Genomic DNA, 12,749 nt, shown 5'->3' on the forward strand with positions numbered 1-12,749 from the left:
GGGCGGCCCGTCCGCCCCACTGAAAGGAGAGGTGGGAATGTGAGCAAGTCACGATTAACCAACAACCGATTCATGAAACGAATCTGGCAGCACAAGCTCTTTTACTTGTTCATGCTGCCAGGCATCGTCTGGTTTTTTCTATTCTCTTACGTGCCCTTATACGGAATTCAAGTTGCTTTCCGGGACTATACCTTCGTTGGCGGCTTCACCGGGAGTCCCTGGGCAGGATTCAAGTACTTTGAACAATTCTTCAATTACTATCAGTCCGGTGACATCATTCGCAACACGGTCATCATCAGTCTTATGAAGCTGTTGATCGGATTTCCGATGCCGATCATTCTTGCGCTCCTATTGAATGAAGTTCGGAAGATGAAATTCAAGAAGACGATTCAAACGCTTTCTTATTTACCTTATTTCGTATCCTGGATCGTGGTTGTCACGCTGATGCAGCGTTTACTGACTCCATATGGCGGTCCGGTCAATGACTTGCTGGGATCGTTTGGGGTCGAATCGATCCAGTTCCTGAACAATCCTACCTGGTTCTATCAGATGATTGTCGGGTCCGATATCTGGAAGAACATCGGCTGGAATTCGATTATCTTCATGGCCGCCATTGCGGGTATCGATCAGCAGCTGTACGAAGCTGCCAAGATCGATGGCGCAGGACGCTTCAAGCAGATGTGGCATGTGACACTTCCTGGTATCCGCAATGTGGCCATCATCTTATTTATTCTCGCCGTGGGAAATCTGATGAGCGCCGGGTATGAACAGCTCCTTCTCTTGAATGGTCCTGCGACTGCCAGTATGGGCAGCGTGCTGGACGTGCACGCCATCAATTCCGGTATCCGGGAAGGGCGTCTCAGTTACGCCGCTGCGGTCGGCCTATTCCAAAGCATTATCGGGCTCATCCTGGTTCTGACCGTCAATCGCATCGCCCGTAAAGTCAGTGATGTATCCCTGTTCTAAGGAGGTGACGTAATGAAACGTAAATGGTCTTTTTTCTCGATGTTCAATTACACCGTTCTCGCCATCATCGGATTTTCGATGATCTATCCGTTTATTTACATTTTGGCGTATTCCCTTAACGACGGGAAGGATTCGATGATGGGGGCGATCTATTTTTTGCCCCGTAAATTCACGCTGGAGAACTACGCCCAGGTATTCGATAACGCCCGCATCTGGAAGGCGTACCAAATTACGCTCATGCGCACCGTGCTGGGTACATTCCTGCATGTTGTGCTGTGTACGCTCATGGCTTATGCGCTTTCCAAAAAGACATTGCCGGGCCGCTCCTTTTTCACCTTTTACATCTTTTTGCCGACGATTTTCAGTGCCGGGTTCATCCCGTTCTTCATCACGCTGCAAAAGCTGCATCTGATCAACAGCTTCTGGGTGTATGTGCTGCCGATGCTGTTCAATTTCATGCATATCGTCATCATCCGAACCTTCCTGCAAGGCATCCCCGAGGAGTTGGAGGAGTCTGCCCGCATTGACGGGTACGGCGATTTTCAAATCTTCGTGCGGATTATACTGCCGCTATCGGGCCCGGTGCTTGCCACTATCTCCTTGTTCATCGGGGTGGCCCATTGGAATGATTGGTTCTCGGGTGCTTACTATGTATCCAACAAAGATTTGATACCGGTGCAGACCCTTTTACAAGAAATGCTGACGGAAGCTGAAGCGCTGTCGAATTCGATGCAGCGAGCCGCGCAGCAGGGCGGACAGACGATTGGCGGAACCAGCGGTGCTGGCGCGACGCCGGAATCGCTCCGGATGGCCTTGCTTGTCATTACGGTCTTCCCGATCTTGTGCATTTATCCGTTCCTGCAGCGATATTTCGTAAAGGGGGTTATGATCGGTTCAGTTAAAGGTTAGGTCATCCTGACCCGGAATTTGTCCAAAGCTTTACCAAGATCATTGATATCCATATTCCAGGAGGCGATTGGTTTGAAGAGGATTTGGTCGAAAGGCGTATCCGCATTGCTCGTGTCCATCATGGTTGGAGGTTTGCTGATCAGCTGCACGAATTCATCAGGGAACGGAGATAACGGAGAAGGGGCAGAAGGAGAGAATTCATACAAACTCAAAATACTACACAATTGGAATGGTTCCAACGGTTCTGATGCCATAACGCCCGTGGAGGAAGTCATTAAGGAGAAAACCGGTGTTACCCTCGAGTGGGAATATACAAAAGGCAGTGAGACGGAGAAGGTTAACCAGATCTTCGCCACGCAGGATTTGCCGGACATTTATACCGGGCCAGCCTGGGGCGGGGAATTGGATGGCATCATTAAGGCTGCCAAAGAGGGACAATTGGTGGATATATCGGACAAGCTGAAGGATTATCCAAACTTGTCCAAATCGATTGCGGAAGAAAATGTGCCGCCGGCATTATATGAGAAAGCGATAGACGCCTACGACGGTAAAAAATATTTGCTGCTGCAAAATCAGCCGGCCACGAACGAAGACGGCATGGATTGGCTTTATGGTTTCTATGTGCGCAAAGACATCGCCGAGAAAGTCGGCGTCGATCCGCAATCCGTTGTGACGAAGGAGGATTTCTACAACTTCCTCAAAAAAATCAAGGATGCCAATCTGCAGGAGAACGGCCAGCCGGTCTTTCCGCTGGGCGGTTTCAGTAACGGCTGGGCCGTTGGCATCGGCAACACCATGTTTTATTCCGGAGCGAGTTACGTCGACAAAGGCGACGGCACGGTTGAACATAACTTCTTCACCAAAGGCTATGAAGAATACACGCTGTTTTATCGAAAGCTCGTTGAAGAGGGGTTGATGGATCCTGAAGCCTTCACCCAGACAGACCCGATTGCCAAGGAAAAAATCAATCAAGGCCGCATCGCCATCCTGGCCGCGCACTATCCGGCCATCCTGGATGCTTCCAAGGAGTATGTCTCTTCGCATCCGGGCAGCGACTACATTCCTCTCGGTCCGTTGGAGCGCGCTGACGTTGAGCCGGACAGGCCCGTCGATCTGGGGATTCAGGGAAATAACGTAACGGCGATCACGAAGAACTGCAAAGGCGCTTGCGTTGACGCTGCATTGAAGTTCCTGGATTTCATGGCTTCCGATGAAGGCTTTATGCTGGCCCGGTACGGGGTGCAGGGTGTTCATTGGGACATGAAGGACGGCAAGCCTGTTGCCAATCAGGAATGGTTTGACAAATTCAGCACGGACACCAACATGAAGCTGCGGAAGAACGAAGGTATCAGCATCGGTCTGGAATCGCTGACAGGGCTTGACCGCATCAATTCCGCTGCGGGAGGAGACATCTGGGCGGAACAAGAAAGGCTTGAAGCGATGGAGAACGCTCGCAAAATCCTCCGTCCGAACGGCATTCACGTAATTACTGCTTATAACCCGGGTGATGTTATCACGAAGGCGCCGGAATGGGAAATGCTGAAGCCATCGATGGATCGAATGGGAGATGCGTGGAAGGAAGCGGTATTTGCCAAATCGGATGAAGCGGCGATGAGCATTATCAATGAACTACGGGAACAGCTCCGTAAAACCGGATATGAGAAAGCGATGCAGTTCACGAACGAAAATCTGAAGGGGAAAGACGTGGTAACCGTTCAGATGCCGAACTGATGACTTCCATCGTCAAGGGAGCCCGGTAAAACGAAAGGCTTCGCAGCACCTTGGCCATCAAGGGGGCGGAGCTTTTTGCTGTTCTCTTTGGTTTTTGTTTCCCCATCACAAGGATATAGAAGGCATTATCAAGAATAAACAAGACATGAAGGAGTTGATGTCAGATGACAACGAAATTCAGACCTCCATCCGTACCGCTGGTCACCGTAGATCCTTACTTCAGCGTATGGTCCGCTGCGGATCATCTCTACGATGATCATACCCGGCATTGGACGAACAAGATCCAAGGTATGGTCGGCCTTGCGATCATCGATGGCTTGCCCAGACGATTTATGGGGAAGGTAGCAGCAGCGGATTCAGCAGAGCATCCCGAGCTTGAAGTTCTTCAACAAACCGATTTGACGGTTGAGCCGGTAACTACCCGTTATACGTTCCAAGGGGAAGGCATTGAGCTTCAAGTTGAGTTCACCACGCCTTTATTACTGAATGATCTTGATCTGTTGTCCCGGCCCGTAACGTATGTGACAGTTCAGGTTCGTTCGATGGATGGGCGTGAACATGATGTCAAGCTCTACTTCGATGTTACAGGCGAATGGTGCGTAAATACACCGGATCAGCAAGTGACCTGGGAGCATCGCGTTATCGATGGACAATTGAATATGATGGCGATGGGTACTGTCGAACAGCCGATTCTTCAGCTTGCCGGAGATGATACCCGAATCGATTGGGGGTATATGGTGCTGGCGGTTCCCCGTACGGAACGTATCCAGACGGTGATTCATTCTGTGTCAAGCCGTGAGTTATATGTACGAACCGGTCAATTCCCCCCGGAAGATGATCAGCAGAAGCCGCGGGCCGTATCCAATCATACCCCCGTTATGGCAGCCGAAATCGATCTGGGCCCAGTACGGGATGAATGGGTATCTGAGTATCTGATGCTTGCGTATGATGATATTCATGCCATCGAATATTTTAACCAGCCGCTGGATGCTTACTGGAAGCGAAACGGATTGACGTTCCATGACATGCTGTTACAATCCGCCGCCCAATATGAAGTCATCATGCAGCAATGTGAGAGTTTCAATCGCGAGCTGACGGCGGAGAGCCTTGCCGCAGGCGGTGAAAAATACCGGGATATCCTGGCCTTGACGTATCGACAGGCGGTAGCCGCGCATAAATTGGTTGCCGATGAAGTGGGACATGTGCTGTTTTTTTCCAAGGAGAATTTCAGCAACGGATGCATCGCTACGGTCGATGTCAGTTATCCGTCGATTCCATTGTTCCTGAGATACAATCCTGAGCTGGTCAAGGGGATGATGCGCCCGATTTATAAGTATGCCATGAGCCCTGATTGGCCGTTCGATTTTGCGCCTCATGACGTGGGAACATACCCCAGAGCCAACGGGCAGGTGTATGGCGAGAACAAGCTGGAATACCAGATGCCGATCGAAGAATGCGGGAATATGCTCCTAATGGCTGCCGCGGTTTGCAAATATGAAGGGAATACGGATTTTGCCCGGGAGCACTGGGAACCTCTTACTTCTTGGGCGGGATATCTACTGCAGCATGGACTCGATCCGGATAATCAGCTGTGCACGGATGATTTTGCCGGACATTTGGCGCATAATGCGAATTTGTCCATTAAAGCGATCTTGGGCATTGCCGCGTATTCATACATGTGCGACCTGTTGGGCTCACAGGAAGGGGCATCTTATCTTGCAGCCGCTCGGAATATGGCGAATGAGTGGATATCCATGGCCGATGCAGGTGATCATTATAAGCTTACGTTTGACAGCGCAAACGATACCTGGAGTTTGAAATACAATCTGGTGTGGGATCGCCTGCTGGAATTAAACCTGTTTCCAAAAGAAGTTGCTGCCCAAGAGCTGGACTATTATAAGTTGAAACAGAATCGTTACGGCCTTCCGCTGGATAGCCGCGATACGTATACAAAAGCGGATTGGCTGGTATGGTGTGCCTCCATGAGTGCCACGCAATCCCAGTTTGAAGCCATGATTGCGCCCTTATGGGATTTCATGAATGAAACCTCTGCTCGCGTTCCGGTGACCGATTGGTATGACACGCTTAGCGGCAAACAGATGAACTTCCAGAATCGCTCCGTTGTCGGTGGTTTTTTCATCCGGTTGCTTATGTCCCGGTCTGAATGAAATCTGTGATAAGACAGGTGATGCATGTTGAATAACGTTAATGTTCAGGCAGAAATAGCCCATAAGGATCTAATGCAACTGAAGCAGCAATTCGAGAATCCGGATGCCACATATCGCCCGCAGCCGTTCTGGTTCCTGAATCATGAGCTCACGAGGCCGGAGCTGGAAAGCCAGATCCAATCGATGTATGAAGCGGGTGTTGGAGGTGTTGTTCTGCATGCGCGCCATGGGATGCAAACCTCTTACCTGTCGCCGGCATTCATGGAAGCGTTGGAGTTCTGTACCCTGGAGTGCAAGAAACGCAATATGGTCGTCTGGCTGTACGATGAGGACAATTGGCCAAGCGGAACGTTGGGCGGCAAACTGACGCGTCAGCATCCGGAATATCGCATGCGTTATTTAAGGGTTGAAGAGAAAAGATATACGCATGACGGACAACAACAAGGATTGAAGCTGGATTTTGCGCGTTATGATCACAATGAGCTTATTGCCATCCTGGCTTATCGCGCTGCTTGGCAGGACGGGGAATGGATGCTCTGTGATGAACCGGAGGATCTTACGCATGTATGGGGTAGAGAATGGACGCCGACTACGGAGGATCCTTATATCGTGCTGGCCTGCTGGTCCTGCGAGATCGCGGAAGGGATCACGTTTGCCAATGGGTACTACTTGGATACGTTGAATCCGGAAGCCGTTCAGGCCTTCATCCGAATGTCCTATGATCCGTTTCAGTCCTTGCAGGAATACTTCGGCACAACGATACAGGGCGTTTTCACCGACGAACCCGGGCTAATGATCCATGATGGTTTCTTTGGGGTGGAAGCGATCCGGACGGCAGTTCACGATGTAGGCGCTACCCTGCCGGGCATGGTCTTCGCTTGGACGGAAGGGATGGCGGAGCGATATCGGCAAGAGAACGGCTATGATCTCATCCCGCGGTTAGGCGCCTTGTTATATAACATGGCTGATGGCAGCCGGTCAACGAAGCAGCAGTATTATGATACGATAACACGCTGGTATGTTGAGGGCTATCATCAAGCGATTCGTTCATGGTGTGAGCGGCATGGACTGCTCTACATTGGTCATACGCTCGAAGAGCCGGTCTGGGGACAGGCTAGATCGCAAGGCAATCAGACCCGGGTGCTGCAGCAGTTTCACTACGCTGGCGTGGATTATTTAACGCCCGGAATCGGCACGAAGGAGAATCCGCATCGGATCGTGTCGGTGAAGACGGCAGCTTCTGTCGCTCAGCTGAACAGCAAGGAACGGGTGATCTGCGAATCGTTTGGCGCAAGCGGTCACGGCTATTCCATGCGAGAGCGGCGACTGGATGCCAATTTCATGGCATTTCTGGGCGTTAACCTCTTCATCCCGCATGCGTTCTATTACTCGTTTGCCGGGTATCGGAAGACCGATTTCCCGCCGACGGAATTCAAGCATGCGCCTCACTGGCCGCATTATCGTGCTTTTGCCGACTATCTCGGTCGACTGGGTCTGCTTGGCGCGAGCGGTAAACGTACACCGGAGATTCTTCTGCTGTCACCTATCCATACGGTATACGAAAATATGTTCGTATCCGGTCAATCGAATAAATATCCCGCTTCCGATGCTCTATTCTCGCTCCTGTCGGATCGGATGCTTCGCAGATCCATTGATTACGACTATGTAGACGAATCTCAGCTTCGCGAAGCAAGCCTTATGGATGGAGAAGGGGTGCGATTTAACGGGTGTGCGAACATATATTCGGTTTTGATTATGCCGGAGATTGAGGTCATGTCGAAGGACATAGCCGCACAGCTCGTTTCGTATGTTAAGCAAGGCGGTACTCTCATTGCTGTAGGAGCGATACCGCGGCATAGCGAGTGCTTGCATCATGATCCGGAACTGGCGAAGCATATGCATGCGCTGTTTGGTTCGACTCCGCAGCATAATGAATTACGATCCATCGGCAAGGGGTATACTCTGTTTTATTCCCTGGAGAACTTGCCACTTGTTGATCCGATTGATTCATTGTGTGAACGTGTAAGCGGGTTATTAAGGAAAAGTCCTGTTTTACGATGGAAGTTGATCGAAGGACAACATGAGGATTTGATTAGTGTAGAACGTGTGTTCGGGACTCGGGTATATGTGTGGCTGATGAACTGGTCGGAGAATCTCGTTTCCATGAAGCTTGATGCCATTGAGGCGAAGTACCGAATCGAAGAATGGGGCTTGGAAAGCGGAAAAATACGCCGGTTAGCCAGCGATTCCGTTCTTACCTATGCAGCTGGGGAGCTGCGAGTGCTATCGGTTGTACCTGAGGAGAGCACAATTGGTTCAACGGAACAAATGTTCGATATGAAGCGGGATGCAGAGGATGTAACCCTTCTTGATAATCCATGGCGTTTCCAGACACTCGAACCTAATGTTTTATTACTCGACCAATGGCAGGTCACGCTGAATGACCGACAGTCCAGGATGAACGCTACGATGCCTGGGCAAGTGAACACGTATCGTACAACGTTTACCATGACGCAGGAACTGATCGAACGCTTGCAATCACCGAGCGGTAGGGGGCTTCCGGATCAATCCAATAACAACCCATCACCGAAGATCGAGCTCATTCTGGACGATGTGGAGCAGAAGATCCCTTCCCATATCGGTTTCCTGCAGCGCAGGCGCAACCTTGAAATCTTCGTGAATGGCGTAAGACAGAATGCGCTGCAGCCCTCTACTTGGCAGGATCAACACTATGCTAGCGTGGATATCACGCCGCATTTGTTAGTGGGCGAGAACGAACTTGAGATTCTGACGGTATCATTGCTGGAGCCGATGCCGGCCATTTCATTTCCTGCATTTTTGATCGGACCCTTTGTTATAGAAGATCGGATGAGGCTAAACGCGAGTCCGGAACATATGTTTGGTTGTTGGACTTCTGCCGGCTATCCTTATTATGCGGGAGCGGGAGAATACTCACAGCAAGTGAATCTGACCCAAGTTAGCTTGGCTCCAGATGAGGAATTATGGCTGGAAGCTGAAGATATAAGGGAGACAGCTTCTTTATATGTGAATGATATGGAGGTAGGGATTCGATTGTGGCCTCCTTATCACTGGGACATCACGCCATATGTTGAGCAGGGGAGCAATTGGATTACCATCCGGGCAGCCAATACGCTGGAGAACTTATATGGAAAGACTGCATTGCCTTCCGGGATGAATGGAAGGGTGAAGCTGGTGCGTCGAACTTTGTCTAAAAGATTGTAATCTTAAATGGATAGCTTTGAAAATGACTGCAGCCGAGGTTAGGTTGTAGTCATTCTTTTTAAAAGGTTTACATAATATTTAATATGTAATCTTAAAGATTTGAAGAAAAGAAAATGGCGTATTTCGAGTTTGATGGGTGATATTTTTTCATAGAGACATATTGAATAGGGAGCTTCATTCTTACACAATCAACGATTTACGATAACATTCTCTTCATCATGGAGGCTTACACTTAAGAAGTTTGACGAACGATATCAATTTGGAGGTGCCATGAAGTGCAGCTAAAGAAGAAAACCATCATGGTTTTGGCGCTCAGCTTGTCCATTTTTTCGCAAGGCATGATCGTTCATGCAAAGGAAGATGGGGCTAGGATTAGGCCGGAAGGAAGCGGCAAATGGATGACAGGGGAGTATCACTCGCATACGTATCAATCCGATGATGCCAGCCAATCCCTGCAGGAACTGCTGGACAACGGATTCCAGAAATATGGCTTGGATTGGATCGCGGTCTCCGACCATCTTAGAGTTTCTAAACGGGACGACGAGGGAAATCCTCTTGCCGGCGGATCTATTCCGTTCTCCATGGGAATGGCTCAATACCAGATTCCCAAGATTCAGCAGCTTCAGGAAGCAGGGAAATACAAGAACAAGATTATCTTCTCAGGCTTTGAGTGGGACATGCCTACATATGAACATGTGGGAATCGGTATTATATCAGGTAAATACGGTTCAGAATCGAGCCTCAAGGCAGCCCGTCAGTTCGAGTATCTGTTCACCGATCGGGATGAAGCGATGTTCGATCCCAAAGACGTAGCCGATTGGAATAAACAAGACAGCCGGGCCTATACGACTCCCGAAGATGCCCGAGCAGCACTGGCATGGCTTCAGAAAAGCTATGGAAACCGCAGTTATGCATTGCTCAACCATCCTTCCAGAAAAACCGTGTACACCATCGCGGATATCCGGGATTTCAACAATATTGCGCCAAACGTGGTGTTCGGAATGGAAGGCATGCCGGGGAATCAGATGGAGCCTGACCGCGGCGGACTAAACTTAACCACGCCGGAAAACAGAACGTACGGCGGCGCTGATTACATGATTGCCAAGGTTGGCGGCGTATGGGATGCGCTGCTTGGCGAAGGACGCGAATTTTGGAACTTTGCGAACTCGGATTCTCATTTTGAGATCAGTGAAAACCGTTTGTACTCCAGTGGATATTGGCCCGGGCAATACGCTAAAAATTACACTTGGGTGAATGGGGACGACATGCAAAGCGTACTTAACGGTATGCGTTCGGGTAAATCGTTCTCCGTCTACGGCGATTTAATTAACGCGCTGGATTATCGCGTTCGTCACGGGAACAAGCAGGCCGAAATGGGGAGTAACCTGCAAGTGAAGAAAGGGAACCCGATTGAAATTACGATCCGATTCAAAAGTCCGAGTAAAAATAACAACGGTGATCCTGTAACCGTAGATCATGTCGATTTGATCTCAGGCGACGTAACAGGTAAAGCGCAGCCAGGTACGGCGGCTTACAGCAGGAGCACTAACGATTCGACGAAAGTGGTTAAACGGTTTACGAGCAAGGATTGGAAGACCGATCGGGATGGATACAACGTCATCACTTATCGGACGACCGCAACGAAGGATCAATACTTCCGTTTAAGAGGGACTAATCTTGGCGTGAATGTTGCTGGAGAAACCAGCAATGGCGACCCACTCATAGATCCGAAAACGGACATCGAAGACAATGAGCAGCGGTTTGCGGAAATTAATAAACGAAACTACATCGACCTGTGGTTTTATTCTAATCCGATCTTTGTCAGCGTTGGCGACAAGCCGGTTAAAGGCCCTAACAAACAGAGAAAGCATCAGTAGGATGCGAATCGCACTCGATTTATTTAGAAGACTGCCGGTGGTTCGGTAGTCTTTTTGTTTTTTTACACGAAGTATAATGATGCATTTCGTAATATAGCTGATGAGAAGTTGGTTGTATTTTGCTGCATATCCTATCATTTTATTGTGCAAATTTAACGAAGGGTATAGGCTGTTAAGGAGAGGAGAGATGATATGTTTACGATCGGTGAAATATCCAAGCTTTTTCAGATCGATATCCGCACCCTCCGGTATTACGACGATATTGATTTATTTAAACCGGCAACCGTGGATCATCTGACAAATTACCGTTATTATTCGGTCGATCAATTCGAGCAGCTGAATACCATTCTGTATCTCAAGGCGCTTGGCATCCCTTTAAAGGACATTAAGCTTTTTCTGGATGATCGGGAGATTGAGAATATACTAACCCTGCTCAAGGAGCAGCAGCGCAGAACCGAAGAGAAAATTGAGGAATATCAAAGAATCCGGGCGAAGATCAAAAGCCGAATTGAGCAGATCGAAGATGCCTCGAATAAGGAAGAGCTCTACAAAATTCGGGAAGTCGAGTTTCCCGAGAGAGTGATGGTTTTGCTCAAACAGAACATACATAAAAGCGACAATCTGGATATGCCGATCCGATTATTGGAGAACAGCACCAAAATGAAGTCCACCATTTTCCTTGGCAAAGTAGGATTATCGATCTCGATTAATCGTTTAATGCAAAGTAAATTTGATGAATATGACTCCATTTTTGTCATTGTAGAGCAGGAAAGTGCGCGCAGCAGCACTGAGGTCGAAGAGAAGATATCGCCCCAAGGCACTTATATTACGATTCGGTTTGCCGGGACACACGAAGATGCAGCGCCTCATTATAGAATGCTCCTGGATTATATCGAGGAAAAAGGATACAGCCTGATCGAGGATGCGTTGGAGATCACATACATTGATTACGGGCTTACCGGTGATCCCTCTCAATTCGTAACCGAAATTCAAATGCTTGCTAAATAAACGATTGACCCTCCAGCTGCTGGAGGGTTTATTCTTTGTATCAAAACATATTTAGTAGGAGAGAACGACTGTGATTGGAACCATTGTAAACGTAACAACCATTGTTGTAGGCAGCACGATTGGAAATGTATTTAAGAAGGGGATGAGCGAAACCTATCAGGACATCCTGATGCAGGCGATGGGTTTGGCCGTCATGGCACTTGGTGTGAATTCAATCGTGAAGTATATGCCGGATAGCCAATATCCCGTTTTATTCATTATAAGTCTTGCCATAGGCGGTCTGATCGGGGAGAAGCTGAACCTGGAGCAGGGATTTAAAAAAGCGGTGTCGAGGTTCACCAAGGGTAATTTGGCTGAAGGATTAACAACGGCCATTCTGTTGTTCTGTATGGGAACATTGTCCATTATCGGACCGATCGAGAGCGCTTTGAATAATAATCATACCTATCTGTTCACCAATGCCATTCTGGATGGCGTGACGTCCATCGTACTAGCTTCAACCTTCGGCATTGGCATTGTTCTACTCAGCCGTGGCCACATTTTGTTGGCAAGGGTTATTGTACGTGATGGCCGGCGCAGCCTCTGGCTTTATTACAACGGAGCTGTTAACCGAAATATCCATCATTGGCGCCATATTAATTTTTGCTTCAGGCTTAAACATTTTGGGTATACGGAATTTCAAAACCATGAATCTCACGCCATCGCTGTTGATCCCGGTCGTATTCATTACGCTTAAAAACCTGCTCGGTTTTTAACATGAAACCCGGATTCAGCCTTATCTTCATTTCAAGGATAGCCCGCCTACGGATGGCGGGTTTTTTTGCTGTTCTTCCATACCACGCTCGCG

7 protein-coding genes and 1 pseudogene are annotated in these 12,749 nt (G+C 48.9%); all 8 read left to right on the forward strand.

Annotated features, from left to right (window positions below):
- The first annotated feature begins 39 nt into the window (after positions 1–39).
- The 8 genes and pseudogenes from BJP58_RS02010 (at position 40) to BJP58_RS02045 (ending at position 12,657) form a co-directional block, all read left to right on the forward strand.
- A complete protein-coding gene (locus BJP58_RS02010; protein WP_113059944.1) occupies positions 40–966 on the forward strand; it encodes an ABC transporter permease in 927 nt (308 codons plus the stop codon).
- 12 nt (positions 967–978) lie between these two features.
- On the forward strand, positions 979–1,875 hold the full coding sequence (locus BJP58_RS02015; protein WP_071220677.1) for a carbohydrate ABC transporter permease: 897 nt from the start codon (positions 979–981) through the stop codon (positions 1,873–1,875).
- Between the two features lie 72 nt (positions 1,876–1,947).
- Positions 1,948–3,606 (forward strand): extracellular solute-binding protein, encoded by a 1,659-nt coding sequence (locus BJP58_RS02020; protein WP_194542580.1) that lies wholly within the window; start codon positions 1,948–1,950, stop codon positions 3,604–3,606.
- Between the two features lie 164 nt (positions 3,607–3,770).
- The gene (locus BJP58_RS02025) at positions 3,771–5,774 is read left to right on the forward strand and encodes a glutaminase family protein (protein WP_194542581.1); all 2,004 of its coding nucleotides are present in this window, start codon (positions 3,771–3,773) and stop codon (positions 5,772–5,774) included.
- Positions 5,775–5,798: 24 nt separating this feature from the next.
- Positions 5,799–9,017, forward strand: a complete 3,219-nt coding sequence (locus BJP58_RS02030) for a glycosyl hydrolase (RefSeq protein ID WP_194542582.1) — start codon at positions 5,799–5,801, stop codon at positions 9,015–9,017.
- 275 nt (positions 9,018–9,292) lie between these two features.
- On the forward strand, positions 9,293–10,894 hold the full coding sequence (locus tag BJP58_RS02035) for a CehA/McbA family metallohydrolase domain-containing protein (RefSeq protein WP_194542583.1): 1,602 nt from the start codon (positions 9,293–9,295) through the stop codon (positions 10,892–10,894).
- A 192-nt stretch (positions 10,895–11,086) separates the two neighbouring features.
- The gene (locus tag BJP58_RS02040) at positions 11,087–11,902 is read left to right on the forward strand and encodes a MerR family transcriptional regulator (protein WP_194542584.1); all 816 of its coding nucleotides are present in this window, start codon (positions 11,087–11,089) and stop codon (positions 11,900–11,902) included.
- Positions 11,903–11,972: 70 nt separating this feature from the next.
- A pseudogene (locus BJP58_RS02045) lies at positions 11,973–12,657 on the forward strand (DUF554 domain-containing protein).
- Positions 12,658–12,749 lie beyond the last annotated feature (92 nt).

Origin of the sequence: Paenibacillus sp. JZ16, from assembly GCF_015326965.1 — a bacterium.
Taxonomy (GTDB): Bacteria; Bacillota; Bacilli; order Paenibacillales; family Paenibacillaceae; genus Paenibacillus_AQ.

Coding starts and splice junctions, on each gene's coding strand:
- BJP58_RS02015 (WP_071220677.1), top strand. CDS start 979: ATGAAACGTAAATGGTCTTTTTTCTCGATGTTCAATTACACCGTTCTC.
- BJP58_RS02025 (WP_194542581.1), top strand. CDS start 3,771: ATGACAACGAAATTCAGACCTCCATCCGTACCGCTGGTCACCGTAGAT.
- BJP58_RS02030 (WP_194542582.1), top strand. CDS start 5,799: ATGTTGAATAACGTTAATGTTCAGGCAGAAATAGCCCATAAGGATCTA.
- BJP58_RS02040 (WP_194542584.1), top strand. CDS start 11,087: ATGTTTACGATCGGTGAAATATCCAAGCTTTTTCAGATCGATATCCGC.